20 protein-coding genes and 1 pseudogene are annotated in these 26,978 nt (G+C 56.0%); 7 read left to right on the top strand and 14 right to left on the bottom strand.

All coding sequences use genetic code 11. The features are described 5' to 3' along the window. Positions 1-10: 10 nt before the first annotated feature. Together GGR95_RS13700 and GGR95_RS13695 are read right to left on the bottom strand one after the other, a co-directional pair. Positions 11-2,653, bottom strand: coding sequence for an AAA family ATPase (locus GGR95_RS13700; RefSeq protein ID WP_184566789.1), 2,643 nt, complete (start codon positions 2,651-2,653; stop codon positions 11-13). After that, on the bottom strand, positions 2,650-3,786 hold the full coding sequence (locus GGR95_RS13695; protein ID WP_184566787.1) for a metallophosphoesterase family protein: 1,137 nt from the start codon (positions 3,784-3,786) through the stop codon (positions 2,650-2,652). Before GGR95_RS13695 ends, GGR95_RS13700 begins: the two co-directional genes overlap by 4 nt. A 163-nt stretch (positions 3,787-3,949) precedes the next feature. Between GGR95_RS13695 and GGR95_RS13690 the strand changes: the two genes are divergently transcribed. The 3 genes from GGR95_RS13690 (at position 3,950) to GGR95_RS13680 (ending at position 8,126) form a co-directional block, all read left to right on the top strand. Further along, positions 3,950-5,080: an AI-2E family transporter gene (locus tag GGR95_RS13690; RefSeq protein WP_184566785.1), complete on the top strand. Its 1,131-nt coding sequence runs from the start codon at positions 3,950-3,952 to the stop codon at positions 5,078-5,080. Positions 5,081-5,406: 326 nt separating this feature from the next. After that, complete coding sequence (gene acs / locus GGR95_RS13685; RefSeq protein WP_184566783.1) at positions 5,407-7,359, top strand: acetate--CoA ligase; 1,953 nt, start codon at positions 5,407-5,409, stop codon at positions 7,357-7,359. Positions 7,360-7,613: 254 nt separating this feature from the next. Next, positions 7,614-8,126 (top strand): flavin reductase family protein, encoded by a 513-nt coding sequence (locus tag GGR95_RS13680; RefSeq protein WP_184566781.1) that lies wholly within the window; start codon positions 7,614-7,616, stop codon positions 8,124-8,126. Positions 8,127-8,175: 49 nt separating this feature from the next. On the opposite strand, the gene GGR95_RS13675 is transcribed toward GGR95_RS13680, so the two are convergent. Then, positions 8,176-12,324, bottom strand: a complete 4,149-nt coding sequence (locus GGR95_RS13675; protein ID WP_246423380.1) for a translocation/assembly module TamB domain-containing protein — start codon at positions 12,322-12,324, stop codon at positions 8,176-8,178. Further along, complete coding sequence (locus tag GGR95_RS13670; RefSeq protein ID WP_343042283.1) at positions 12,324-14,132, bottom strand: autotransporter assembly complex protein TamA; 1,809 nt, start codon at positions 14,130-14,132, stop codon at positions 12,324-12,326. Before GGR95_RS13670 ends, GGR95_RS13675 begins: the two co-directional genes overlap by 1 nt. Before the next feature lie 357 nt (positions 14,133-14,489). On the opposite strand from GGR95_RS13670, the gene GGR95_RS13665 reads away from it, so the two are divergent. The 3 genes from GGR95_RS13665 (at position 14,490) to GGR95_RS13655 (ending at position 18,509) form a co-directional block, all read left to right on the top strand. After that, complete coding sequence (locus GGR95_RS13665; RefSeq protein WP_184566779.1) at positions 14,490-15,758, top strand: flavin-dependent oxidoreductase; 1,269 nt, start codon at positions 14,490-14,492, stop codon at positions 15,756-15,758. Positions 15,759-15,858: 100 nt separating this feature from the next. Continuing rightward, a complete protein-coding gene (locus GGR95_RS13660) occupies positions 15,859-16,956 on the top strand; it encodes an NUDIX domain-containing protein (protein WP_184566777.1) in 1,098 nt (365 codons plus the stop codon). A 113-nt stretch (positions 16,957-17,069) separates the two neighbouring features. After that, positions 17,070-18,509: a nicotinate phosphoribosyltransferase gene (locus tag GGR95_RS13655; RefSeq protein ID WP_184566775.1), complete on the top strand. Its 1,440-nt coding sequence runs from the start codon at positions 17,070-17,072 to the stop codon at positions 18,507-18,509. Between the two features lie 12 nt (positions 18,510-18,521). Here GGR95_RS13655 and GGR95_RS19045 read toward each other — a convergent pair whose 3' ends face one another. Beyond that, on the bottom strand, positions 18,522-18,647 hold the full coding sequence (locus GGR95_RS19045) for a hypothetical protein (RefSeq protein ID WP_281395951.1): 126 nt from the start codon (positions 18,645-18,647) through the stop codon (positions 18,522-18,524). A 307-nt stretch (positions 18,648-18,954) separates the two neighbouring features. Between GGR95_RS19045 and GGR95_RS13650 the strand changes: the two are divergent. Beyond that, a pseudogene (locus tag GGR95_RS13650) lies at positions 18,955-19,236 on the top strand (hypothetical protein); the annotation flags it as partial. 353 nt (positions 19,237-19,589) lie between these two features. On the opposite strand, the gene GGR95_RS13645 reads toward GGR95_RS13650, so the two are convergent. From GGR95_RS13645 to GGR95_RS13605, 9 genes are all read right to left on the bottom strand, one after another. Next, entirely contained in the window at positions 19,590-20,246 is a 657-nt protein-coding gene (locus GGR95_RS13645; protein ID WP_184566771.1) for an aspartate/glutamate racemase family protein, read from the bottom strand. Positions 20,247-20,320: 74 nt separating this feature from the next. Next, entirely contained in the window at positions 20,321-21,109 is a 789-nt protein-coding gene (locus GGR95_RS13640; RefSeq protein WP_184566769.1) for an SDR family oxidoreductase, read from the bottom strand. Next, the gene (locus GGR95_RS13635; RefSeq protein ID WP_184566767.1) at positions 21,109-22,041 is read right to left on the bottom strand and encodes a dihydrodipicolinate synthase family protein; all 933 of its coding nucleotides are present in this window, start codon (positions 22,039-22,041) and stop codon (positions 21,109-21,111) included. The genes GGR95_RS13640 and GGR95_RS13635 overlap by 1 nt, the downstream gene beginning before the upstream one ends. 34 nt (positions 22,042-22,075) lie before the next feature. After that, positions 22,076-23,002 (bottom strand): N-carbamoyl-D-amino-acid hydrolase, encoded by a 927-nt coding sequence (locus GGR95_RS13630; RefSeq protein ID WP_184566765.1) that lies wholly within the window; start codon positions 23,000-23,002, stop codon positions 22,076-22,078. Between the two features lie 15 nt (positions 23,003-23,017). Beyond that, positions 23,018-23,683 carry an amino acid ABC transporter permease gene (locus tag GGR95_RS13625; RefSeq protein WP_184566763.1) on the bottom strand — a complete coding sequence of 222 codons (666 nt, stop codon included), beginning with the start codon at positions 23,681-23,683 and terminating at the stop codon, positions 23,018-23,020. A 3-nt stretch (positions 23,684-23,686) separates the two neighbouring features. Beyond that, the gene (locus GGR95_RS13620; protein ID WP_184566761.1) at positions 23,687-24,361 is read right to left on the bottom strand and encodes an amino acid ABC transporter permease; all 675 of its coding nucleotides are present in this window, start codon (positions 24,359-24,361) and stop codon (positions 23,687-23,689) included. A 5-nt stretch (positions 24,362-24,366) separates the two neighbouring features. Further along, on the bottom strand, positions 24,367-25,134 hold the full coding sequence (locus GGR95_RS13615; protein ID WP_184566759.1) for an amino acid ABC transporter ATP-binding protein: 768 nt from the start codon (positions 25,132-25,134) through the stop codon (positions 24,367-24,369). A gap of 1 nt (position 25,135) precedes the next feature. Next, entirely contained in the window at positions 25,136-25,972 is an 837-nt protein-coding gene (locus GGR95_RS13610; protein ID WP_184566757.1) for a transporter substrate-binding domain-containing protein, read from the bottom strand. A gap of 315 nt (positions 25,973-26,287) precedes the next feature. Further along, on the bottom strand, positions 26,288-26,953 hold the full coding sequence (locus tag GGR95_RS13605; protein ID WP_184566755.1) for a DUF1028 domain-containing protein: 666 nt from the start codon (positions 26,951-26,953) through the stop codon (positions 26,288-26,290). Positions 26,954-26,978 lie beyond the last annotated feature (25 nt).

Raw genomic sequence — 26,978 nt, 5'->3', positions numbered from 1 at the left:
TACAGGCAGTTTACCGATCCTGCGCGATCTCCACAGTGGGCCGTGTCCCCCCCAGCCCCGCAAAAGCCATCTGACGGCATGAGAACACAATCACTTGCTGGTCAGCCGCCACACGGTGCAAGGCGGTGAACATCGCGATGATGCGGCTGTCGTCAGAATAGACCAGCGCATCGTCCAGAATAATCGGCATCGGTTTGCCCTGCCGCGCAAACAAGCGTGCAAAAGCAAGGCGGGTCAGGATCGCGATTTGCTCCTGTGTCCCGCCGCTGAGCATCTCGACAGCTTCGTCCGCGCCCCCGCGCACCAACCCCTGTGGCAACATGGAAGCAGGATCAAAGCTCAACGCGGCATCTGCGTGTAGCAGGGCCAACAAAGGCGCAAGTTCTTGTTGAACAGGGCCAAAATATGCCTCTTGTGCAGCGCCCCGTTTGGTCCGCAAGGTATCAACCAAAAGCATCAGCCCAGCGGCCTCATGGGCAAACCGCGCTTCGCGTTCCTGCGCTGCCTGCAACAGGCCTGCAACCTCATCCCGCTTTTCCTCTACACCGTCTTCGGCGCGGGCGCGGATGGTTGCCCCCAGATCAGCAATGCGCGTGGCCAGCCGTGTGCGTTCTTCGCGGGCGTTATCAAGCGCCGAGGTTGCCCGTGCCAGATCCGCCTGCGCCATGGCCAGATCAGGCGCTTGGGCTTGTAACGTTTCCACAGCGGTTCTCGCATCTTGTGCCGCTACTTCAGCAACAGAACATGCACGGGCCGCCTCTGATTTTCGCTCACTAAAGGTTTCGGGTGCACCATATGCGGCAACGGCGGTTTGATACGCCGCCTGTGCCGCATCGCGCAGAGCCGCCGCACGGGCCAGCGCAGCACGGGCCGCATCGCGCCTGTCGCGGCTGCGGTCATAGTGCATTTGCGCCTCGGCCTGTGCCGCTTGTGCCGCCTCCATTTGCTGTGCGACAGCAACAGGATCAACGGGCTCTTCTGCCGCAGATACCTTCAGGCTTTCCAACTGCGCAAGCGCTTGTGCTTCGGCAGCTTGCACGTGCTCAACACCTTGCGGAGCCAGAGTTTCCAATACATTTTTCAACAACGCGATTTCAGCAGTTGTCTCACTGCGCTTGGCGGCGGCTTGGCGGGCTGCATCCAGATCGGCCACACCAACAACCTTAAGCCCCGCTGTGAACTCTGTTTGTGCCGCAGTGACCGCGGCCATATCCGCCGTCGCATTTCCCGGATCTAATGTCATGCGCCCAATGCCGGGCAGCTCCATCACTTGCCGCTGTACCAGCGCATGTGTGCCCGCCTCTAGTGCGGCTCCGCCAACAGTGATCTTTTGCGTGCCCTCATAAGAAAGCTGCAGTTGCACAGCCCCCGAAGCAATCTCGGCCTTCGCACGCACCATATTCGCCTGCGCTGTCTCAATGCGGCTCAACGCTTGGGCTGTAACAGATTGCGTGGCCAGCAGCGCGTTTGCCTGTTCCAGCTGGCTGCGCTTTCCAGCGACCTGTGCCATCAGTCCGCGCAACTGGTCGTATTTTTCCTGCGCATGTGTGCGCAAAGCGTCTTGCTGCACCGCCTCTTTAGCCGCCGCCGCACGTGTCAACGCGCTTGCCGCCTGTGTAAGTGCCGCTTGCGCAGTATCCGTCTGTGTGTCTGCATCTTGGGCCTTTTCGCTGGCATCGACATGCGCCGCTGTGGCCTGATCCAATCCGTCTTTTGCAGCTTCATATCCCAGCGCCGCCGCAATCAGACTGTCCAATCGCCCTTTTACACTGTCCAATTCCAACTGCCGCAAGGCAGCTTGATCACGCATCTGCGCCAACTTGTCCGCATGGGCCTTGGCGGCGGAATGAACTGCTTGGGCCTTTTCCAGATCATCCGTCAAAGCCTCGGCCGCGCCCGGCGCTTGCAGCACCTCAAGACGGGCCGCAACCTCGCGGCGCTGGGTCAGGGCATCTGTCAAACTGCGGCAAAGCTGATCTAATTCTTCGTGTCGCACCGCATGAGCATGCGCCTCTAGCTGTGCGTCTTTCCAAGGACCGTTTGCTTTGGGTTGCCCCGTGGCCGTGGCTAAACGCCCCAGCGCCTGCCCTGCGGCTTCGATCACACGGTCCATGCGGCGGCCACCAGTGACCATGTCAATCTCGCCCGCAACCGATGACAATAAGTCACGGCGCGCCCCCAACAAGCGCTCTTTTTCGGTTTTATCCGCACCTGTATTGCCCGCAGGCTCTAACGCGGTGATGCCTTGCCGCACCCAGAGCAACCCTGCTGGCCCCTCTATACCGTTTCCCATCAGGTCAGCGATCCAACGTTCTGCTTCGTCATCAAGGGCAATCAGATTACCGCTCGAATCCTTAACCGATGCGCGTTTTTGCGCCAGAAACGACTTTTCTAATGTGAACACCCCTGTCGGCAGCTCAATCTGTGCCGCCACACGTACCGCCCCGCCAGCGCGCGGTTGCAGTGATTTCACTTCACGCGTGGCAGCCCCGTATTTCAAAAAGAACAGCGCATGAAGCGCGTCAAAAAACGTGGATTTACCAAATTCATTCGCTTCGGACACCACGCTGACGCCATCGCCGATATTGCTGATCGTGGCGGTTTGGCCTGCGAATTTGCGTACGTTGCTAAGAGTGAGACTGCGCAGCTTCATGCGTCTTCTCCCGCGACAAAGGAAAACAACTGCGCCAAGGCCGTCGCTGCAACGCGGCGGTCGGCAGCAGACAGGTCGCCGTCTTGGGCTTTGGCGGACAGCGCATCAGCCGCATGGCGCAGCGCACCTCCGGACGGGTCGATGGCTTCCAGATCAGTGGCATCATGGGCCAACAAAACCGCGTCCAAATCTTGGCTGAGGCTGAGGAAATCCGGCCCTACCTGCACCAGCGCTCTGCGCAGATGCTGCATTTGCTGCACCCCCAACCGCCCTTGTGCGGTGACCTGTAGCAACGTATCGCGCCTCGTCGCTAGTGCCGGCAATGCCTCGGACAGGGCCGCGTTACAGTCATCCAGCGGGGTCAATTCCAATGCGATGCGCTGCCATGCGATCTCGCCTGTCGGAACAATTGTCACCTCGGGCTGCGCCCCTGCCCCAGCAATCGATACAGCCAAAGCAGTGCCGCCATGAGCATGCTTAAAGCTGTCTGGTTCTGGCGTGCCAGAATACCATGTGTTGGCCGTCACTTTGATCTGGCCATGCCAATCCCCCAACCCCAGATAATCCAACCCCGCCTGTGTGGCGCGGTCGGGTGCAATGGTACCGCTGGGCCCGTCTGCCGCCACCGATCCGAGGCTCGCAAAATCATGAATACCGCCATGCCCCAACCCGATGCGCAACGCGCCTTGCGGCGTGGGCTGCGCCATCTCTTGGGTCAAATCACGTCCCGGATTGCGCGTAGTGCAAGGCGCGGGCAACACATAAGCCCCGCCCAGATCAAGTGGCGCATTTGTCAGCGCTGTGATTACATTGTCCGGTTTGTCCCGCTCAATCGTTTGCCATAATTCGGTTGCTGCAAGGCTGTCGTGGTTGCCGGGCATCAAAACCCATCTGATGTCGTGTTCCTGTGCCATCGCATTCAGCGCCTGACGGGTGATCGCAGGCGCGGGTGTTTGTTGATCAAACGTATCCCCCGCCAACAAGACCACACCAGCCCCCTGCGCCCGTGCCGCCTGTGCCAAACGGTTGAGCGCACCATGGCGCGCTTGCCGCAAGCGCCCGCGCACATCTTCGCCGTGACGGCCAAAAGGCTTACCAAGATGCAGGTCTGACGTATGGATAAAACGGAACATTGTGGGCTTTCGGTTGGGGTAAAAACAGTGGCGCAATCTGGCCCGTCAGCCGCCTGATGGTCAAGCGGCGATTGCGGCACAGCCCCTCGCAACCACATCACACACCTTAAAATTCTACAGGCCAAAATTTGAACCAAACACGCTGCTGGCGCGTTCACCTGTAATGAGCGCATCAAGGGGCACTATTTTGGAAGACATCACTTCAATCCGCAGATCATTGCAATTGCTCTGCGTGATTGCGATATTTGTCACCGCCTATTTCGCCAAAGATTTAGTGTTGCCGATCCTGATGGGCTTTCTCCTTGCCCTGACGCTCAGCCCGTTGATGCGTACATTCGGGCGTGCCGGCATTCCCAGCGGAATATCTGCTGTGGTGCTGGTAGGCACGGCCGCCATAGCCATCCTATCGCTTATTGGAGCATCCGCAGGCACTGTTGCTTTGTGGTCAGACGAATTGCCGCAAATGGGCATCCAGATCAAAGCCAAGCTAAATGGCATGGCCGAAACTGTCGAAACCGTACGCCGCGCCACCGAGGAAGTGGAAAAAATCAGCGAACCAGCGGGTGGCACGCAAGAAGTGATTGTCAAACAACCTGGCTTCCTAGACAGCGCAATGACCGCAGGCATGAAACTGGGCGGCACGTTGGTTGTCTCGCTGGTGCTGGCGATGTTTTTATTGGCCTCTGGCAATATGTTTTACATCAAACTGGTGCAGTCGTTTCAGACATTCACCGGAAAGAAACGTGCATTATCGGCTGTTTATGACGTTGAAAAACGTGTGTCGCGCTATTTGCTCACAATCACTGTAATCAATGCGGGACTTGGCCTTTGTGTCTGGTTGCTGCTTTGGCTCATGGGTCTGCCCGGTGCACATATCTTTGGAATCGCAGCGTTTGTGTTGAATTTCCTGCCCTATATCGGCGGCGTTATTGGCGCGGCGATTGCTGCGGCTTATGCGTTGATCACCTTTGATACGGTCGGCTATGCGATGTTGGTGCCGTTGGGATATATGACGCTCACCTCAATCGAGGGGCAGTTTGTGACACCTTGGCTGGTGGGCAAACGGTTGGAAATCAACACGGTTGCGGTCTTTTTGACGGTGGTATTGTGGGGATGGCTGTGGGGCATCGCAGGCGCGTTGATCGCCGTACCGTTTTTGGTGGTGTTCAAAGTTGTCTGCGACAACGTCGAAGCGTTGCAGATTTTCAGCCATTTCCTCGACAGCAACATTCGCACGACAAATGGCGATATCGCCGATAAGGCGACCATCGAAGACTCCCTACACGCCACTTAATACCTGCGAACCTGAAGGCGATGCATCAGCCGTTTCCGTAGTATCGTCGAGACTCAGTGCTCTTAACTTTACGACATCGATAGAGCCTTCAGGCCCCTGCGGCAGGGTGATCCGTGCCTTCTTATGCTTCGACAACCCCGATAACCTCCTGTCAAACCGCATAATTTCCCCAAAACTACCGAATTTTGGAAATTTATTTACACAAACCCCCTCCAATCCTCTCCTTCATTGTTCACATACCGCCTCCGCCTCCCTAAGCTGCGCATGAACGACGGCAAATATTGCGCACCAAAAGACGCAAGCCACCCTTAGGAGGATTGAAACCCATGTCACAGCCTGCAAAAACATACCCCCCGTCCATCAATATTGCGGCAAACACCCATGTGGATGCAGCCAAATATGAAGCAATGTACGCAACATCCGTGAACGACCCTGACAGCTTCTGGAAAGCTCAGGCGAGCCGTGTCGACTGGATCAAGCCTTTTACCCAAGTGCAGAATGTGGATTTCACCCTCGGGTCCGTTAAAATTAATTGGTATGCGGATGGTGAATTGAACGTTGCCGCAAATTGCATCGACCGCCACCTAGAGACACGCGGCGATCAAACGGCCATCATCTGGGAGCCAGACAGCCCCGATGAAGCCGCCCAGCACATCACCTATAAAGACCTGCACGCGCACACCTGCCGCATGGCGAATATCCTCAAGGATATGGGCGTGGCCCGTGGCGACCGTGTCATCATCTATATGCCCATGATCCCCGAGGCCGCCTATGCGATGCTGGCCTGCGCGCGCATCGGGGCAATCCATTCGATTGTCTTTGCAGGTTTCTCTCCCGATGCGTTGGCTGCACGGGTGAATGGCTGTGACGCGAAGGTTGTGATCACCGCAGATCACGCCCCACGCGGCGGCCGCTCTACCACACTCAAGACAAACGCGGATCAAGCGTTGCTGCACTGTAACGACAACGTCAAATGCCTTGTGGTGAAACGCACAGGCGGCCAAACTTCATGGGTCGCCGGACGCGACTATGACTATAACGCATTGGCAAAAGAAGCCGCTGCTACCTGCGAACCCGAGGCGATGAACGCCGAAGACCCGCTGTTTGTTCTCTATACTTCTGGCTCAACTGGACAACCCAAAGGCGTGGTACACACAACAGGTGGCTATCTGGTTTATGCCGCGATGACGCATGAAATTACCTTTGACTATAAAGACGGGGACATCTTTTGGTGTACCGCCGATGTGGGTTGGGTCACTGGCCACAGCTATATCATCTATGGTCCGCTGGCGAACGGCGCGACAACTGTGATGTTTGAAGGCGTACCGACCTATCCCGACGCCAGCCGTTTTTGGCAAATTTGCGAAAAGCACAGCGTTACCCAATTCTACACCGCCCCGACCGCAATTCGTGCGCTGATGGGGTTGGGCAAGGATTTCGTAAAACAGGCCGATCTAAGCAGCCTGCGCATTCTTGGTACTGTCGGTGAACCCATCAACCCTGAGGCGTGGAACTGGTATAACGAAGTCGTCGGTGAGGGCCGTTGCCCGATTGTGGACACGTGGTGGCAGACCGAAACAGGTGGCCACCTGATGACTCCCCTGCCCGGCGCCCATGCCACAAAACCGGGATCGGCGATGAAACCCTTCTTTGGCATCAAACCCGTTATCCTAGAACCCACCACCGCCGAAATTATTGAAGGCAATCCAGCCGAAGGCGTGTTGTGCATCGCCAACAGCTGGCCCGGCCAGATGCGCACGGTTTGGGGCGATCACAAGCGTTTTGAGAAAACCTATTTCTCCGATTACCCTGGCTATTATTTCACAGGTGACGGTTGCAAACGTGACGAGGACGGCGATTACTGGATCACAGGCCGCGTCGACGATGTGATCAACGTATCGGGGCACCGCATGGGGACCGCCGAAGTGGAATCCGCATTGGTGGCCCACGCAAAGGTTGCCGAAGCAGCAGTTGTCGGATACCCGCACGCCGTCAAAGGCCAAGGCATCTATTGCTACGTCACCTTGATGGGCGGTGAAGAGCCCAGCGATGAATTGCGCACAGAGTTGCGCAATTGGGTCCGCAACGAGATCGGCCCTATTGCTTCCCCCGACCTGATCCAATGGGCACCCGGCTTGCCCAAAACACGCTCGGGCAAGATCATGCGCCGCATCCTGCGCAAGATCGCCGAAAACGATCACGCGACGCTTGGCGATACTTCAACGCTGGCTGATCCCTCTGTTGTAGATGATCTGATTGAAAACCGCATGAACCTTTGATGCGCGGCGATTAACCATTGGGTGGGCACTCGGCTTACACGGAGTGCCCACCTTCTTGCCGCAGTAGCACGGCGTCCAACGCCGTTTTCGCATCCGTTGGGGCCAGACCTATGGCAACATGTGCTGCATTCAAGATTGCAACTTTGCTAAACAATTGTGTTAATCAGGTTCCATTACCGTAAGAGTAACGTTCAATCGGGCGTCTTTCCAAGGCCACACTGGACAAATGGCGCACCTCGTGGCACCGCTGCCTTATGAAGACCGATATGCAAAGCTTTGTGCCCGATCCCGCCCGTACCACCGACCTGCGCCGCGCGCTGGGACAATTTGGCACGGGTGTCGCATTGATCACTGCGCAAACCGATGCAGGCCCCATCGGCATGACAGCAAATTCCTTTTCCTCTGTCTCGCTGGACCCGCCACTGGTGCTGTGGTCAGCCGCTTGTAGCTCAAAACGCCACGACGCTTTTGCGCAGACTGCAGCATTTTGCATCCATGTCCTTAGTGCAGAGCAAATAGAACTGGCCAATCACTTTGCCACGCAAGGTCATGATTTTAGCCCCTACCCTTGGGACGTTGGCCCCAATGGCGCACCGACTTTGCACGGCTGTCTTGCGACATTCCATTGCGATACTTACGCCGTACATCCCGCTGGTGACCATTCCATCATTCTAGGTCAGATCACTTCAGCGGCGATACAGCCCGTCGAGAGTGACGGGCTGCTGTTCAAGCGCGGGCGTTTCGGGCGCTTTGCGCCCGATCAGTAATCCCTAGCGCTTTGCGCCCGATCAATAATCGCTGGCGCTTTGCGCTTGATCAGTAATCCTTCTCAAAGAACACACCAAGCGATGAATCCCCGTCCGATCCCAATGTCGCCTTACCCACAAGGTTAGGTGTGATGTCGATGTTAAGCGAGACTTCTCCCGTCCCATCCGAGGCCACTGTTGCATCGGTGTAGATGTTGTCGGTCAGGTATTTCCCCACACGCAACGCCGTCTCGCCGCTGTCGGTGGTTGCGACGTCTAAATCATCCAGACCAAAGCCGTCGCGCAGATTACCAATCAACCCGTTGCCGCCGCGCCCTGCAAGGGTCGCGACCGCGTTGGCCAGTTGCAATGCCTGAAACGCCGAGATGTCCGAGATATTGCGCCCGAACAAAAGTTGCGCCAGCACCTCATCCTGCGGACCTGCAGGGGTAGATTCGAACGTGACTTCGGGTGCGTCAGCAGGACCCTGCACAATGATGCTGGCAGTCCCTGTCTCGGTTGCTGTGGTGGTCACGAAATAGATATAGGGGATGAAATCGCCTTGAAACTGCGCCGATCCCTCTTCTAGGTCAAATCGTTTGCCCAGAATATCCAACCGCCCGCGCGCCAACTCAAATCGGCCTGCCGAAATGATGTTGTTCGTGTCCCCCGTAATCAGGAGGTTACCGCCCAATTCAGCATCCAACCCGCGCCCGCGAATAAAAATGCGCCCCGGCGCGTTGACTGAAATGTTCAGACCGATCCCTGCGCTGGAACCGCCACTTTTTGCCGGATCATTAGCAGCGCCTTCTTCCAGCAACCCTGCCCGTTCACGCGTGGCGACATTGCCCGCAGGGGGCCGAATATGATTGATCGGCGGGATATCCCCGATGCTGGTCAGTCCGGTTGAAGGAACCGTCACATTTGTCTCACCGATGGTGATATTACCGCTCAGGCCAGCGCCGCCCGTCAAAGGGCCAGACAAACGCAGCCCGCCGCTCAGCGATGTGCGGTACAGGCGTGGATCGGTCAAAACGACGTTACTCAAAGCAATGTCCAAAGCAGTTGGGAAACTGCCCTCCAGACCAACGCCGCCATTAACGGACAAAGTACCACCGCCCGTGGCGTTTGCCGTCACGGCCACTTCGGCGCGGCTGTTTGCCAGCCGGATATTGGCGTTGATCGCCTCCAGTGCAACCCGCATCGTCGGCGCCGATAAGCTGGCGTTTGAGGTTTGGATTGTACCGCTTAGCGCGCCGAGCCCCGCAGGCCCGCGCAAAGCCAGATCAAAATTGGCCACCCCTTGAAGGCTGCGTGGCGCGATAAATGGTGCCGCCAGCCCCAAGTGCACATTCCCCTTCATAGCAAGGTTCATGTTGCCATCGTTCCCAACCAATCCCGCAACTGTCGCAGCGGTGCCTTCAGGCCCACGTCCCGAGGTGTCAATTTTCCACCCCTGCGGTGTCTTGGCTGCTTTGCCGTTTGCGCTTACGGGGCCACTCAGTTTGGGTACAATCGCCCCGATGTTTGGCAGGTTCATTGTGAAATCAACCGCAGCGTTATCCCCCGTGACGACCCCATTTACAGAAGCGCGGCTGCTGTAAGGTCCGTTTGCGTTGACGCGCACCGCCATCCCTGCAGCTGTCTGGTTCAGGGTGCCTTGGGCCGCCAATGGGCCATTTACCCCAGCCACCAGCGGTGCAACGTTGGGCACGCTCACTTTGAAATCAAGTGACATGTTTTCGCCCGTGGCCAAACCTTCAACAAGGGCGCGTGCACCGTAGGGGCCTGTCGCAGACGTGTTGACGTAAAAGCCCTGATCCGTTTGGCGCAACTGTCCCGTGGCACGCACAGCACCGTTCACCTGAGGCACAAGCGGCTGCACGTTAGGCACAGCGGCGTCAAACTGGATGTCGATCGCGGGCGTCAATGCGCCGTTCACTTTTACCGTGGCATTATAGGGGCCAGCGGCATCTGTTTCGATCACATAGCCATCGGCTGTCTGGCGCAAACGCCCGTTAGCACGCAGCGGGCCTGAAACCTGTGGCGCGATTGCAGAAACCTCTGGCACAGCCAGTTCAAACCCGACGTTCAGCACAGGTGTCACCAAACCGTTAATTCGTGCGCTAGCGTCATATGGGCCGCCTGCATCAGTCTGTATCAGCCAGCCTTCAGGCGTTTGGCGCAGCGTGCCTTCGGCGTTCAGTGGTCCGTTTACCCCTTCGGAGAATTTAGAAAGATCGGGCACATTGGCCGCAAATTTCAGCGCCGCATTCTCGCCTGTGGCCAGTCCTTCAAGCGTTAGCGCAACCTCATAGGGGCCATCGCCTTTTACATCCACATTCCAGCCAGCGCCGTTTTCACTGGCCTTTGCTGTAAGCTCCACACGCCCTTCGTACTGCGGCAGCACGGTTGCAATATCGCGCAGCACCACGTCAGCAGTTACAAGGCTGGAAGTAGATGCCAGTTCGGCAGAGCCCGTGAAAAGAAGCGCCGCGTTATTCAGCTCTAGCCCACGCAGGAAGGTACCGTTTTGATTGCGGATGGCCGTGAGCTGTACTTCCGTGCGCCCTTCCAACAGAGAATCCGCCTGCGCAATACCTGTTTTGATATCATCAGCACTGCCGAAGGCTTCCAGATTGAATTCGCCACTCAGGGGCGTCACGCTGCCCTTGACCTGTAAAGATGTCGCGCCATCCAGTTCACGACCTGCAAGCGCGGAAAAACGGCTCAGGTCTGTGGCCCGAAGCGTTGCATCAAGAACCGTTTCCAGCCCCGCTCCGATACCGCTTAGGGCGACATTGCCCTTCAGGTTATAATCACTGCCCTGTAAATCCAGATTGGTGATACGAAAGGGTTGGCCTTCCACATGGTTGATTTCGGTTTTGCCCTTAATCTCATCGCCCAAAGCCTCGGACAGTGCGGCATCCACCAGCTTCACCCCTTTGGCCCTGAAATCAACAGTTCCCAAAAGTTGGCCCACATTTCCCAACGCGCCCGTCATCGTCCCTTCCGAGCGCAAGATCGTCTGCCCGACTTCGCCCGCATCAGTTTTTAGACCTTTTATGTTGAACACCGCCTGATAGGCGTCACCGTTATCAACATCGTAATCAATATTCAGCACCATATGCTGAAGCGTGGCGCCATTGCCGCCGGGGATCAGCGCAGGCACGTCACCGCGACTGGCAACAACACCCTCAATATCAATGAAAGAGGGCCATTTTTCTTCGGACAGGCGCAGCTTCCCTGACAGATCCACCGCTGCCGCTTTGAGCGCGAACGTATCCAAAGAAATGCCGCCCCCCGCCTCGATCAGCGCATCTGCGGTCAGGCTGACCTCGGTGCCGAAAAAGTCGCGGTATTGCGGAAGAGTGACCGCCGTGATGTCGCCCCCAATATCTGCCACGATCCGGCGATCCGGATTTGCGGCATCGCCTTGGGTCACAACCTGCACCTGACCTGCCAAACGCTCTTGGCCATCTGTGTCGATTTTCAGGTCGGTCATCACATTATTTAAAGTGCCTGCTGCTTTTACAGTCAGGTTCACGGAAGGACGATCTGGAATATTCAGCAGTTTGGAAACAATCCCCTCTTCTGCTTCGTCAAATTCCAACAGCACATCCAGCGTATCCTCACCGCGCGCCACTTTGGCCGTCAGCGCAAAAACACCTCGCTTTTCGTCAGTACGATTTGCTTTGAAAGCAACATCCAACCCGTCGCCATTCAGCGTGGCATTGGCATTCATCTCAAATTGCGCGGCTTCCCCCATCAATGGGGCACCTAGATTGACCTGCTTGATTGTGATGGCATCAATGTTGATCGCTACAGGAAGTTCAGGAAGCTGGGGGAAAGTAAACGGCGTGGCCTCCGCATCGGGCAACGCCTCTTCCTCGGATTTGGGCAACCGTGGAATGTCGATCCGCGCCGCACTTAGCTCGGTCACTTCAAGCCGTCCGCGCAACAGCGCCGTGCGGTTCCAGTTCAACACAACATCTTCCAGCGTCAACCAGACCCCGTCATCATCGGAAATGCTCAGCCGTTCAAAGGAGGCGGCAGAGCTCAGCGCGCCTTGGAAACCGACAAGATCAACCTGACGGCCAGCGCCACTCAGCAGTTCTTGAATTTTATTAACGATAAAACCTTTATCGTCCTCCTGAGCTGCTACAGGAAGAGCGATCAGCAGTGTCATAACTGCCAGTGCAAAACGGATCATACGCATTAGAATGACTGCCCTATACCGATATAAACCTGAAAACTCTCATCCGTTTCCGGCCCCGAAGTCGGCACGGCAACATCAAAGCGGATGGGGCCAATGGCCGTATTATAACGCAGTCCTAAACCAGCACCTGAATGCCATTCGCCGTTACCGTCATAAAACTCTTCTTCACCGATATACCCCGCATCGGCAAAAGCCACGATGCCAATACTGTCTGTCACGCTGACCCGCGCTTCGGCAGAGAGCCCCAAAAAGCTTCGCCCGCCTGTGGTGTCATCGCCCACGGCCACGCCAAGCGATTGGTATTCCTGACCGCGCACAGTGCCGCCACCGCCAGAATAGAACAGATAGTCAGCAGGTGCTTGCGACAGATCAGGGCCATAGACAGACCCGAATTGACCGCGCAGCGCCAATGTCACAGGGCGCGACGCCCCAAAAGTTTTGTAACCGCGCACATCGACATAGCTCCGCACACCGTTTGCAGCGCCCGACAAAGCCAGAAACGGCATGACGTCAGCCTTGATATAGTACCCGTTTTTAGCGTTCAGCGCGTTGTCACGGTAATCAAACTCGGCGCCCAGCGGCAGGGTCAGCAGCGTGTATTTGTTTTCGCCAAAAACATCGCGTGTCTCTGCAGTACGCAAGCCAAGGCCCAGCATGTAAGTGCGTTTTTCGGTGGCAATCCGTTTGATCCCTGCCTCCAGATCAAGCTGCCGCGAGAAATACGACGCCTCGTCAAGCTGCTCAAGACTGGCAAGCGCATAGAAGTCTGTGTCTTCGTTAAAGGTTGCAGGCCGCTCGAAACGAACGCCGAGGGAATAATCTGTCCCACCTGTGCCGCCGCCAATACCGCTCACCTCTGCGTCAAAGCGCAGGCTTTCTGCGCCCCCCAACAAATTGCGGTGCAGCCAGAACGCGCTGAGCGTCAGCCCTTCAAGCGTGGATAATTCTGCACCAAAACCCAAACGGCGCTTCGGAGCATCCACAATCTGTGCAGTAACAGGCAATGTGTTATTCGGCCCGATGGTCTCTGCTTCGCTCAACGCAACCGCATTGAAAGCCCCCGTGCGACGAAGCCGTTCTGTAGACAGGCGGATTTCTTCGGGAGAAAACACTTCGCCTTCGGGCAATCCCGCGATGTCCACAATCCGCTCGCGGCGCACGTCACTTTCGCCCTTTATCAACAGCGCACCAAACCGCAGTTGTGGTCCCGGGGTAAGGGTCAGATCGGCATTCACAGTCTTATTAGGATGATCGGCAGTGATCGCCTGCCCCGTTAGCGCCGCCTTGGCATGGCCGCGCACACGCCAGCCATCCACACCAGCCGAGGCCGTGTTTTTCAAGACACCAATGCTCGCGGTTTCACCTTTGGCAAATTCCTTGGGAATTTCACTGCCCGGCGCTATAGGCGCAATGGCGGCGCGCCCGAATGTGAACTTGGGGCCTGTATCAACCGTGATGTTGATTTGAGAAATCTGGCTGGGCGGATGCACTGGTGGGATTGACGCCGCTTCACGCCCATCCACGGAAATAGTGACAGCTCCACTGAAATACCCATTATCATAAAGCACCGCCAAGAGGCGTTTGTAATCCGCCTGAGCAGCCGCAAGTATTTCTGACGTGGTGGGCGGGTTATCTTCCAGCATTGTCTGCTCGATCAACAGTGATCCGCCGCGCACAGTCGCCGCAAGACTATCATCGCTGATCCCTTGCAACTTCACTTCGGCGCTATGCGCCGCAGCCGCAGACATCCAGATGGCCGCAGCAGCGACCGCGGTGCGTTGCACCGAAAACAGAGCAAATACTTTCACGCCCTAAACCCTCAAACTCACGTTGCGGCGCTCCGGTTCACTTAAATGCAAACTCTAAAACCCACAGCTTTGACACACGATTTTTAGATACTGGTATCTTGTTCCCTGCTTCGGCGCAAACTACTTCAAGCCCCAAAACGCATCTCAACCACAATATCCTGTGATCAGACACCAATCGGCGACAAGTCGCCTAAGCTCAAGCCACTCTTAGCGGCTAGGTCAAATTCACTTATCGCCAATGCCACGCCGCTTGATTTTAAAAGACGGTGACATAAACCGCGCCAAACCAGAGGCTCAGAGGTTGCCATCCCGACACCGCCTAGGCAATCTTGGCCAAGCTTCGGGAGGAATGTAGCGATGACAGTATTGATTGCAGGCGGCGGCATTTCGGGCCTGACTTTGGCCCTGACCTGCCAACAGGTCGGCATCCCTTTTCAGCTCTTTGAGGCCTCGGCCCAGATCCGGCCTCTTGGCGTTGGCATCAATCTGCAACCTGCCGCCGTGCGCGAGCTGTTTGCGCTGGGGTTGCGCGACCAGCTGGACCAAGTCGGCATCCCCCTGTGTGAATACGGCCTTTATACCAGCCAAGGCCTACATGTCTGGAGCGAGCCACGCGGCCTAGAGGCGGGATATAACTGGCCTGCCTATTCTGTGCACCGTGGCCGTTTACAGATGATGCTATACGAAGAATTAATCCGCCGCGCTGGCCCTGAAGCGGTGCAAACCGGTTGGCGCGCCACAGGATTTGATACGCAAGACGACACAGCGACACTGCACCTCCAAAGCCGCACAGGCGAGACGCGCAGCGTCAGTGGATCGGTGGTGATCGGGGCAGACGGTATCCACTCGGCCATCCGCAGTCAGATGCAACCCCATGAAGCAGAACCGAAATGGAGCGGTGCCATTCTATGGCGCGGTACAGCGCTGGCTAAACCCTTCCTGTCTGGTGCGACCATGGCCCTGATCGGCCACGAAGGTTTGCGCTTCGTCGTTTATCCAATTTCCGCACCTGATCCCGAAACAGGGCTGGCTGTCATCAACTGGATTTGTAACATGCAATTCGATCCGGCCCAGAAGTTCAGCAAAGAAGACTACAGCCGACAGGCCAATCTGGATGATTTCCTACCCTCGTTCGAGAAAGTCCAATGTGACGGGCTAGACATCCCTGCCCTGATCCGTGGCGCGAAAGAGGTGTTTGAATATCCGATGGTGGACCGTGATCCGCTGGACAGTTGGACCGTCGGCCGCACCACCCTGATCGGCGACGCGGCACATGCGGCCTATCCTGTTGGGTCTAACGGTGCGGGTGCGGGCATTCTGGACGCACGTGTCTTGACTGCCGCCCTGCTTGCCCACGGGCTGAACGCCGATGCCTTGCACGCTTATGAGGCCGAAATGCTGCCCGTGACGTCAAAGATCATTCTGATGAACCGCACAGCCGGCCCTGACAAAATCCTCGACATCATTGATCAGCGCAGCAACGGCGATATCACCCGCGTTGAAGATGTGATCCCCCATGCCGAGATGGAAGAGCATGCCGCCACCTATAAACGCATCGCCGGATTGGGCAGCACCGAAACAAACGCCCGCCCCCCGATCATCGCTCAGGGGGCACGATACGCATAGCGACCTTGCAAAATAAGCAATTGATCGACTGACATCTTCGCTCTAGGTTTAATTTACCGAGGAGGTCTCGGTGACAAAATCGCTGCGGAGGACGCACGTTATGAAAACCAATCAGACTCTGGCTGTATTTATCGGCCGTTTCCAACCCTTCCACCTTGGACATTTGGACGTTGTCGAACGCGCCCTTGAGGTTGCGGATAGCGCATTGTTGCTGGTCGGCAGTTCCTACCGTCCGCGCAGTTGGAAAAACCCCTTCACATATGCAGAACGCCGCGCCTTTATCATGGCGGGTACAGCGGATTTGAATAAACCTGTGGCCACTTTGCCGCTGGTTGATACCCTTTATAATGACCGTGCATGGACCACAAATGTGCGCACTGCCGTGATGGCACATATGCGCAAAGCGGGGCTGGACCCTGCGACAACCCAAGTGGTCCTGACAGGTTTTGAGAAAGATAAATCCTCGCGTTATCTGGGCTGGTTCCCGACATGGAAAATGCTCGATGCATCGCCAAAATGCCATGATGGCATAGTCCTGAACGCCACTGACTTGCGCACTGGCCTGTTCTTTGGGGATGCGGATGAGATGGCACAACGGTTTGGCGCGGCGCAGGTTGCGCCTGTGATGGACTGGATCGCCGCCAACCCCGATGCCGTCGATACCATCCGCGTAGAAGGGGCATTTGTTGCCAAGTATCAGGAACGCACAAAAGCTGCCGAGCAGGTCTATGGCTATGCCATTCCCGTCAACACGGCTGATGCAGTTGTGGTGCAATCTGGACATGTATTGCTGGTAGAACGTGCCGCGCAACCGGGCAAAGGGCTCTGGGCGCTGCCGGGCGGGCACATTGATCCGGGTGAAACCGCGCTAGAGGCGGCGATCCGTGAGCTTTATGAAGAAGCGGGTTTGGACATGCCAAAAGGCGCCATGCTGGGCCGTCTGCGCGAGCGCAGAGTGTTTGACCACCCCGAGCGATCAGAAAAGGGCTGGGTACGGACCGAAGCATTTGTCTTTGACCTGCAAGACCGCGCCAAGCTGGAGAAAGTGAAATCCGGTAGCGATGCCGCCACCGCACGTTGGGTGCCGATCACCGAGATCACCCCTGACACGCTGTTCGAGGATCACTTTGACATCATCCACGCATTGGTGCCCGAAGTACCCTTTGCCTACGCCTCGATCCTGATGGCACAAGACTAACCAGATACCGCCCTAACAGGCAGGATTGCCGGCACGGAGCATATCCGTGTGCAAATGATTTGCGGGAGGTCCGCAGATTGAAAATCCGTCCAAATCCGAGGAGGAACAGGACAATGACCATTCAAAACCAACGCGCTGCGGCGCTGTTTGAAAACGCGATCGACGTCAACAATCTGATCTATGACACCGACAGCTACAAACTTTCTCACTACAGCCAATACCCTGAGGGCACTGAATATGTGTCATCTTACATAGAGCCGCGCCGCGCGTGGGGTGATATGGATAAGGTGGTGTTCTTTGGCCTGCAAATGGAATTGGCGAAACTGGCGGGCTGCGTCGTGACCCAAGCAATGCTGGATGAAGCAACCCCGTTTTTAAAGGCCCACGGCTTTGACATCTATATTGCGGGCTGGCAGCACATCATCGACGCCCACCAAGGCCGCCTGCCCGTCCTGATTGAGGCTTTGCCTGAGGGTACTATTGCCCCTGTTGCGGTGCCGCAATTGCGCATCCAGAACACCGACCCCGCCTGTTTCTGGCTGGTCTCCTATCTGGAAACCCGCCTGCTGCGCGCGGTTTGGTATGCCTCTACCGTGTGCAGCCTGTCTTATGGCGTGATGAAATCCATCCGCGCCGCGATGATCGTGACTGATGGCAGCGCCGAGGGGGCGGAGTTTAAACTACATGATTTCGGTGCGCGCGGCGCGGCCAGCTTTGAGGCCGCAGCCATCGGCGGGGCCGCGCATTTGGTGAACGCCCAAGGCACCGATACTGTGGCGGCGCTGGTCTATGCGCGTAATTACTACGGCGCGGATATGGCTGGTTTCTCCATCCCTGCCTCCGAACACTCGACCATGACTGCCGCAGGGCCGAATGGCGAGATGGATCAAATGCGGCGTTTCATGCAGGCCAATCCTTCAGGCATCATCGCCTGCGTCAGTGACAGCTATGACCTCATGCGGGCCGTGCGCGACTATTGGGGCGGCGAACTGCGCAACGATGTTCTGGCACGCGACGGCGTGCTGGTGGTGCGCCCAGACAGTGGTGATCCGATACAGATTGTGCCTGACGTGATCGAAGCATTGATGGCCAAGTTCGGCTATAGCACCACTGCACAAGGTTACCGCCTGCTGCATGAAAAGGTCCGCGTGATCCAAGGCGACGGTGTGAACCGTCACTCGATTGTCGACATCATGCAGGCCATGATGCAACGCGGCCTTGCCATCGGGAACATCGCCTTTGGTATGGGCGGCGGGTTGCTGCAAAAGCTAGACCGTGACAGCTTTGGCTACGCAATGAAGGCCTCGGCGCTGTATCGCAACGGCGTGTGGTATGACGTGTTCAAAGATCCGGTAACCGCCAACGACTCCAAAACCTCTCGCAAAGGCATACAAGGGGCCATGCGCAGCGATAGCGGCAGCTTGGTCGCCCGCCCTGCGGCCAATATCCCCAAAGGCGCAGATGCGCTTGTGCCCGTCTTTCGCGACGGCCGGATATTGGTACTGCACCGCTTTGAGGACATCCGCAGACGGGCATGGCCGACCGCCAGCTAAGCCCTAGAACAGTCAGCCGCCGCGCCCTGCTGTGGCGGCTGACCCAAGCAAAATCGCCGCACCATGCTCTCGTTCATTCCATGAATTGATAATGGCCAGCCAGATCATCGCCAGAACGCCGATCATGGATTTCGTCACATGTATCCATAGACCTCACTCTCAACGTCATCGGTTGCGCCCCAAAGTGTACCCAGCACAACAACGCCAGTGCTAGTCAGTTAATGAAATATGGCCTTTCAGCCAAAGCCTTGGTGCGGGCGGGGAGAACTATGTAGCAGTTGCTACATGTTTCTTGTTGAAATAATATCTATATCTTGCTGCACGCAGCAACATTCGGTTGTGGCAGCGTGTTGCAACTTGTTTCGCTATATCAACGCCCAAATGGGGGGCTAGGTGGGGGGCTGATACTTGAGAAAACTGAAACCGGCGCGGAAAATGGACGTTTAGATATTCACTGAACGGCAGGCGGCGCGCAATAGGGATGGAAGCGATGCCTGATGTTTCACCCGCTGCGGCCCAAAAGGCCCGCGCTCAATGGATTGCCGTGCTGGCCGATGGTCTGGACCCTATCACAGAGCCCCAGCGTATCAGGGACGAAGAAACCGAAAACCGCAACAATCCCACATTCGAGAAAATGGCGATTGCGGCAACTCGTGACGATTCCTCGCGGAGAGCACAATTCAGCGAGATCGGGATGGCGTATGGACGGTACCAGACGAAAGCATAAAGGGGCGCAGGCTTGAAAGCCGCCCCTTTGGAAGTCTTGCCCCGCACAAATAGGACGCCACTGAATACCCCCCAAATTTGAATAATGACGTTAATTGCGATTTAGAAGAATGGGCTAAACTTCTAAATCGCAGACGCTTTGACACCTTGTAAAGATCAGCAAAAATTACCCTTGAATGGATAGGGTTCAAGCTACCTAATCAGGCTCAAGTCAAATGAGTGATAGCCACCCTCATCTGGCTCTGTAACCAAGCAAGGCAGTTATGCCCCCCTCCAATTCTTCTTAACCGCAATGGCTTGCGGTGGTGTGATACCCTCAAGGAATATGCCGATTCCTCAGAAAGCAGTTTTATCCTAAAAGCGTTTGGCCAGGACTGCCCCTAATGCCGCAGTGACCGCTGCCTGCGTTGGATCGATGACAGGAATACCCAGTTCAGCCTCCAACGGTGCGCGATGTAGCGCCATTCCTGCACAGCCTAGCACCAACGCCTCGGCACCGTCTTCTATTAGGCGATTACCGATTTCCTGCAACCGCGCAAAAGTACCGCTGCCGCGCGCGGATTCGTCTACTGTAATGTTCAACGCCCGCTCGCCCGCAATACGATCTGAAATGCCCATGCGGCGCATGTACAGGCGGTGGCGCTTCTCGGATGCGCCAGAGATCGCAACAATCCCGATCCTATCTGCGCGGCTCAACGCTGTAAGAACACCGCTTTCTTGAATACCAAAAACAGGCACAGGGGATACCGAACGGCAGGCATCAATACCGGGATCGGAATAGCATGCAATCACAAAGGCCGAGGCATCGGGATGCTGACCCAGAAGATTGACCAGTGGTAAAACCACTTGATCAGAATGGACTTGGCTCTCAACGCCAAACGGGCCTTCTGCCAGCGTGACGCATTTGATTTCCGGCCCCCCATCCAAGCGAAAAGGGGCCAGCGCACGGTCCAGCCCGTCTGTCACCGCTTGGTTGGAGTTAGGGTTAATCACGACAATGGGACCGCTCATATGGTGCTTCTTTCTATGGAGGTATGGAACAGGGTCAATTTGCGTCGGCCCTATTTATCTATATTATCAAAAAATCACACGGACTTGATTGCGCCGCCGTCACACCGGATCAGCCCGCCCGTGACATAACTGGCATTGGCCGAGGCGAGAAACGCGCAAACCGATGCGAATTCTTCAACGGTACCATAGCGACCTGCGGGAATTGTAGCCCGTGACGCGCTGCGTGTGTCATCCAGCGACTTGCCGGTGCGCTTTGCCGCCGCACCGTCCAACTCGTCTACACGTTCCGTATGAATCCGGCCCGGCAACAGCATGTTCACGGTCACACCGTCGGCCGCCACATCGTTGGACAATGATTTCGACCACCCCACCAAAGCAGAGCGCAGCGCGTTAGACAGGCCAAGGTTCGGGATCGGCTGTATCACACCCGAAGATCCAAGTGTAATTACACGCCCCCATTTTTGCGCCTGCATCGCGGGCAAAAGCCGTGCGGTCAGGGCAATCACATTGAGAACCATTGTATCGAATTGCGCCGCTAGCACGGAAACATCTGCGTCCACCATCCGGCCCGGAGGGGGGCCACCTGTGTTGTTCACTAGAATATCGACGCCGCCTAAGACCTCGGCAGCAGCATTTGCCAATGTGTCGACAGCACCGCTATCCGTCAAATCGCAAACAACGTAGTCGGCTTTGCCTTTTCCTTTGGCGGTGATCTCTGCCGCGGCTTGCGCCAATTTGTCAGAGGAACGTCCCGTCAGCAGCACATGCACACCTTCTGCAGCCAGCATTTGTGCGCAGCCCAAACCAAGCCCCCGCGATGAAGACATCACCAATGCCCGTTTTCCAGTTAATCCAAAATCCATTAGCTCAGTTCTTTCAGTCGTTTATCCAGACGCGACATTAAACGCGTCAATTCCTCCATGTCGCGGGCGTTCATCGCCGGACCTGGGGCTCGTACCTTGCTGCTGGCGATCACACCGCGACGCCGCAGCACTTCTTTCCGGATCGCAAGCCCAAGGCCCAACTGTTGCTCATAGCGTACCATTGGCAGATAGGCGTCAAACAGGTCTTCCGCCCCGTCGACATCGCCTGCCTGATGGCGTGCGACAACTTGCACCAGCATTTCGGGATAGGCAAAACCCGTCATGGCCCCATCTGCGCCGCGCTGCATTTCTTGCGCCAGAAACAGCGCCGAGTTGCCCGTCAGGATCGACATGCGCGGCACATCACCTGTGTCAGTTTCCGCCCGAACACGGCTCAACTTGGTCAGTCCCGGCCAATCCTCATGTTTTAACATCACAATTTGCGGATGATCCACCGTCAACCCGATGATTGTCTCTACCGAGACCTGTACACCCGTCGTCTGCGGATAGTCCTGGAAACAAATTGGCGTCTCGCCAACCGCCTCGCAAACCTGCGCCATGTAGGATTTGAGTTTTGCTTCGGTGATCATCCCCGGCTGCGGAGCGACCATAACGCCGCCTGCTCCCGCATCCATGGAGGCAGCACTGAGCCGCGCCATGTTGTCGAGCCCAGCCGCAGATACTCCCACAACGACAGGGACACGGCCGTTCACGCGTTTGATCACATGGCGGGCAAAGCTTTCGGCTTCATCTCCTGCCATTTTAGGGGCTTCGCCCATAATACCCAGAATGGTCAGGCCGCTTACGCCTGTTTCCAGATAAAAATCGACCATCTTATCCGCGCTGTCAAAATCAATCGCGCCACTTTCATCAAACGGCGTTGCAGCGATGATAAACACACCATCAGAATTTCGGTGGATGAGATTACTCATGTCATTCTCCTTTAGGATAAATCGTCCATGCCCCCTACTTGGGGTATACGACACCAGTTTGCCCCGTGATGCGGCTATAGTGTTCAATTCGGCGATGGCGGGCGAAATCAAAAATTGTTTTCTTACCAAAATTGCACATGTCCATATCGCAAGCATGTACAATCAGCTCGTCTTCTTCGGTTTCGGCGCGTGCCACTACAAATCCGTTCGGATCTACAATTATCGACCCGCCCATCAGCGGGTGACCATCCTCATCACCGGCTTTGGCCACCCCAACGACCCAAGAGGCATTTTGGTAAGCCCCCGCTGTCATCGACAATTCGGAATGATACAGGCGCTGCGCCAAGCCTTCATTGCCATCCTGACTGTTGACGGAAGGCGTGTTGTAGCCAAGCGTGATCAATTCAACGCCCTGCAGCCCCATTTCACGGTACATTTCAGGCCAACGACGGTCATTGCAAATCGCCATGCCCATCCATGCATCCAGATTTTTCCACACAGGAAACCCCAGATCGCCAGGTTCAAAATAGCGTTTTTCAAGATGCTGAAATGCGCGCTCTGTGTCAAACTCGACATGGCCGGGCAGATGTACCTTACGGTATTTGCCCACGATGTTACCTTCTTTATCCGTCAAGATCGACGTGTTGTAGTGATGGCCGTCAGGTGTGGATTCCGCATAACCAAAGGTGATCGCGATGCCATGCTGCTTCGCCGCATCAAACAAGGGCTGCGTGGCCTCATTCGGCATTTCCGCTTCAAACCACGTTTCTACTTCGTCAGCGTCTTCCATCCACCAACGTGGAAAAAATGTGGTTAACGCCAACTCTGGAAAAACCACCAGATCACAGCCCGCTGTCGCCGCCTGTGACAACAGCGCAATCATACGTGCTACAACAGCTTCGCGGCTGTCCGATTTCTGAATGGCACCCAGCTGTGCGCCCCCGATTACGATTTCCCGCATGTATAGTCTCCCATTTTAGGTATCAATTTTGCGCTCGAAACGACTGATCAAGCGGATCAGCGGCCAGAGCAGAACAAGGTAAAGGCCTGCCGCAAGAACCAGCGGCGAAGCATTATAAGTGAGCGATCTAACCAAACCCGCTGCATGCAGCATTTCGCCCAGAGACACGACAGAGGCCAGCGAGGTCAATTTGACCACCTCAACGACATTGGACAAAAGGTCAGGCAGCACATTGCGCACGGCCTGTGGCAGCGTGACCCAAAACAGGGTCTGGCCTTGGGTCATTCCGGTGGAGCGTGCCGCCTCGGTCTGGCCTTTGGGTACAGATAAAATACCCGCGCGGAATACTTCGGCAAAGTACGCTGAATTATTCAGGAAAAAGCCCACGGCCACGGCCACAAACGGCGAAATCTGGATGCCTGCAAACGGCAACCCCGCGTAAATGAAGATCAGCAAAACCAAAGGCGGGATGGCGCGAAACAAGTCTACAAAACCAATTGCAGTCCACCTGACAGCGCGGTTCTTTGACACAGATGCAATCGCGGCGAATAGGCCACCCAACGCGCCCAATGGTATCACCACCGCGCAAATCAAAAGCGTCACGCCCAGCCCCTTGAGCACCAATGGCAAGGCTTTGATCATTATCTCGATGTTAAAAAACTGTTGAATGATTGCTTCCATCGCTCAACTCCCCTTTTGCGTAAAGCGCTGTTCCAGCCAACGCGAAGCGATCACGAGTGGTAGAAAAATCACCACATATGCAATAGCCGCCAAGGTTAAAGGAGAGGCATTGGCACTGAAGGATTGCGCGGTAGTCGCCTGCCCCAAGATATCCGGCACGCCAATCACCATCCCCAAAGCCGTCATTTTGGTGATGGCAATTGCACGGTTTGTCAGCGGCGGGATCACCATGCGCACCGCCTGCGGCAACACGACATAGCACAACGCCTGTGTGAAGGTCAGCCCCGTACTGCGCGCCGCCTCCCACTGTCCCTTTGGCGTCGCCGTGATGCCCGCCCAGACAATTTCCTCGGCAAATGCAGCTAAAACCAAGCTCAGCACAAGAAACAGAACGGTGAACGACGACAGGACAACACCTATGTTGGGCAACCCAAAGAATGCCAGCAAGATTAAAACCAACGGCGGCAAGGCGCGTAGGACATCCGCGAAAATAACAATCGCGAACGAAAAAGCCTTGATGCGGTACGCCCGCAAACACGCCAGTCCCGCACCCAACGTCAGCCCCGTAAGCACAATCAGCACTGACAACAATACCGTCACCCCTGCCCCTTTCAGGATCAGCGGCGTGTATTTTACCAGCACGGCTTGGTTCAGGAATTGATCAAGAAACATATCCATCTGCATCAGCCGTGAAATCGCGAAAGGAAGGTACGGGTGCGCTCTTGGGTGGGCGCACCGAATATCTGCTCGGGTGGGCCTTGCTCAACGATCACACCCCCATCCATAAAGACAACGCGGTCTGCGGCATCACGGGCGAACTTCATCTCGTGGCTGACCACAAGCATCGTCATACCTTGCTCTTTCACATCACGCATTACGTCCAGCACATCGCCAACCAATTCAGGGTCCAGCGCCGATGTGGGTTCATCAAACAGCATAACCGTCGGCTTTAACGCCAAGGCACGGGCAATTGCCACGCGTTGTTGTTGGCCGCCAGACAGTTGTGACGGGAAATGACCTGCGCGGTTAGACAGCCCTACTTTGGTCAGCGCTGCAATCGCTTCGGATTCGGCTTGCTCACGGGGCATCTTTAGCACGCGGCGCAGGGCCAATGTGACGTTCCCCAATGCAGATAGATGCGGGTAGAGATTGAAGGATTGAAACACCATCCCGATCCTCTGGCGCATTTTGTTCAGGTCCACACCCGGACCAGTCAGCTTGTCACCTTCGATCAGGATCGCACCTGAATCAGGTTCTTCCAACAGGTTGCAACACCGCAGCATGGTGGATTTTCCTGACCCAGAAGGCCCGAGAACAAAGACCATTTCGCTACGCTGCACATGCAGATCGATGCCTTTGAGGACCGGAAGGACGCCAAAGGACTTGTGCAAAGCCCGCACCGAAAGGGTCGCCGATGACGGCGTCCCTTTCTCGTTATATGTCGACGCCATATTATTCACAGCTCGGCACGTGATCGTCCATCACGTATCCTGCAAAGTCCGGTTCACCAAAGCCCGGCTGGGGCGTAATTGCCGCGGAACCTTCTGCGGGGGTCACGCCAAGCCACTTCTCGCTCAAGCTTGCCATCGTGCCATCAATTTTCAGGCACTCGATAACGGCCTCAACCTTGTCGCGCAACGCTTCGTCACCTTTGCGAAAAGGCATCCCCCAAACCAAACCTGTCGTGTAAAGGTAGCTCAACTCAATCGCAGGATTTTGCTTAACCGCCCATGCCGACACGGTATTGCCCGCGACATTGGCAAAAGCACGACCCGACACAACCGCCTGCACTGCGTCACTATTGGTGCCATAGCTTTCCACCGTCCAACCGATCTCGTCCCCTTTCTCACGTGCCCAAGAATCATAGGCCGAACCCTTGTTCACTGCGATGATCTTGCCTTTCAGGGCTTCGAGATCAGGCACATCATCCGTGCCCGCTTTGACCACAAATTGGAAATCGGTGTTCAGGTATCCTTCGGAAAACAGGACGCTCTCGGCACGTTCAGTTGTGATGGTTGTAGGGGCCACAACAAAATCATAGGTGCCCGCCGCCAGACCGGGCAGAATGCCGGAAAACTGCGTTGCAACGACATCCATTTCAACGCCTAAACGCTCGCCGATGATGTTTGCCAGATCCACGTTAAAACCTTCAACACCCCCCGATAGGGATGGCATCGCGTGAGGCGCAAAAGTACCGTCCAGCGCCACAGTGTATTTGTCCTGCGCAAGGGCCGGCCCACTTAGCGCGAGTAGGGTTGAGAGAGTAACGAATTTAAACTGATTGTTCATCTTAGATCTCCTAATTGTTGGCAAGTTCGAGTGCATTTGAAGGCTGTACGTGATTTTCTATGTGCGTCGCAGCGCTTGCTGCGGAGTTCACAAATTCCGCTTTACCTCATGTTTTTGTTATATAAAATATAAAACGCATGACACTCTTCCAGAGTGCAATCCCCCTAAAAGCATCTGTTTTTTTTGCAATTGCCGAAACTTCATCCAGATCAGCATTTCTTTTAAGCATTGTGAAAACCCACCCAGAGCGGGAGACAAAAACATCGCTAACGAGGGCACCTTGTACGGGTAAAATCTGGATCGGATTGCCATGAATCAATGCTCGATTTTGCTGGAAAATTCGGCAGCATCCGGATCAAGCGCCCGGACCCGATACGCCGCCGCCTTGGGTAGCCAAGCGATCAGCATTTCATTCAAATCCTGCAAGGGCGTTTTTGAGGAATCGACCCGTAGATCAACCTCTTTCAAGCTCTGTGCGCCCAGCACCACCACCGACGCCGATTGCAAAGGATCACGTTCACTGCCAGCGGCCTCGCCTGCAAGCATCCCCGCCATTAAACGGGACGCCAGATCACCAGTGGCACTTTCAAACCCGCGTATCATTTCGGGCAGCACATGCTCAGACCCCAGAAAATTCCCGAGCGCCAGACAATCCCTCCCAGTCAATCCACCTGCTGCATCCATACAAGACGTGCCTGTGTGATGTAGTGGTTCTCCAGTTTCGGAAAAAACACCAATCTGGCGCCAATGCAGCGCCGTCGCTGCGTTCTTCATTGCCGCCAATGTTTTTGCGGCGTCGCCGGTATCGTCCCACATCCGCAAACCGGTCTTGTGCAGACGCGGGTCTGTGCGGGCCTGCGAAAAAACAACACATCCATCTGTGACCGCGCCAACACGGCCGCCAACGCAGACCGAAGATGTCGTTACAGCAAAACCAATATCGCCTGTTTTTGGGTCACGTCCGGCTAATGAATAGGTCATTTTTGCTTCACACCCCTGTTTGAGC

The organism is Sulfitobacter undariae, assembly GCF_014196805.1.
GTDB lineage: Bacteria > Pseudomonadota > Alphaproteobacteria > Rhodobacterales > Rhodobacteraceae > Sulfitobacter > Sulfitobacter undariae.
The sequence above is the reverse complement of the archived record's forward strand: the minus strand, read 5'-3'. Positions and strand labels throughout refer to the sequence as shown.

Coding starts and splice junctions, on each gene's coding strand:
- GGR95_RS13645 (WP_184566771.1), bottom strand. CDS start 20,246: ATGAGCGGTCCCATTGTCGTGATTAACCCTAACTCCAACCAAGCGGTG.
- GGR95_RS13610 (WP_184566757.1), bottom strand. CDS start 25,972: ATGAACAATCAGTTTAAATTCGTTACTCTCTCAACCCTACTCGCGCTA.
- GGR95_RS13635 (WP_184566767.1), bottom strand. CDS start 22,041: ATGAGTAATCTCATCCACCGAAATTCTGATGGTGTGTTTATCATCGCT.
- GGR95_RS13655 (WP_184566775.1), top strand. CDS start 17,070: ATGACCATTCAAAACCAACGCGCTGCGGCGCTGTTTGAAAACGCGATC.
- GGR95_RS13630 (WP_184566765.1), bottom strand. CDS start 23,002: ATGCGGGAAATCGTAATCGGGGGCGCACAGCTGGGTGCCATTCAGAAA.
- GGR95_RS13700 (WP_184566789.1), bottom strand. CDS start 2,653: ATGAAGCTGCGCAGTCTCACTCTTAGCAACGTACGCAAATTCGCAGGC.
- GGR95_RS13665 (WP_184566779.1), top strand. CDS start 14,490: ATGACAGTATTGATTGCAGGCGGCGGCATTTCGGGCCTGACTTTGGCC.
- GGR95_RS13615 (WP_184566759.1), bottom strand. CDS start 25,134: ATGGCGTCGACATATAACGAGAAAGGGACGCCGTCATCGGCGACCCTT.
- GGR95_RS13675 (WP_246423380.1), bottom strand. CDS start 12,324: ATGCGTATGATCCGTTTTGCACTGGCAGTTATGACACTGCTGATCGCT.
- GGR95_RS13695 (WP_184566787.1), bottom strand. CDS start 3,786: ATGTTCCGTTTTATCCATACGTCAGACCTGCATCTTGGTAAGCCTTTT.
- GGR95_RS13680 (WP_184566781.1), top strand. CDS start 7,614: ATGAAGACCGATATGCAAAGCTTTGTGCCCGATCCCGCCCGTACCACC.
- GGR95_RS13660 (WP_184566777.1), top strand. CDS start 15,859: ATGAAAACCAATCAGACTCTGGCTGTATTTATCGGCCGTTTCCAACCC.
- GGR95_RS13605 (WP_184566755.1), bottom strand. CDS start 26,953: ATGACCTATTCATTAGCCGGACGTGACCCAAAAACAGGCGATATTGGT.
- GGR95_RS13690 (WP_184566785.1), top strand. CDS start 3,950: ATGAGCGCATCAAGGGGCACTATTTTGGAAGACATCACTTCAATCCGC.
- GGR95_RS13625 (WP_184566763.1), bottom strand. CDS start 23,683: ATGGAAGCAATCATTCAACAGTTTTTTAACATCGAGATAATGATCAAA.
- acs (WP_184566783.1), top strand. CDS start 5,407: ATGTCACAGCCTGCAAAAACATACCCCCCGTCCATCAATATTGCGGCA.
- GGR95_RS13620 (WP_184566761.1), bottom strand. CDS start 24,361: ATGGATATGTTTCTTGATCAATTCCTGAACCAAGCCGTGCTGGTAAAA.
- GGR95_RS13640 (WP_184566769.1), bottom strand. CDS start 21,109: ATGGATTTTGGATTAACTGGAAAACGGGCATTGGTGATGTCTTCATCG.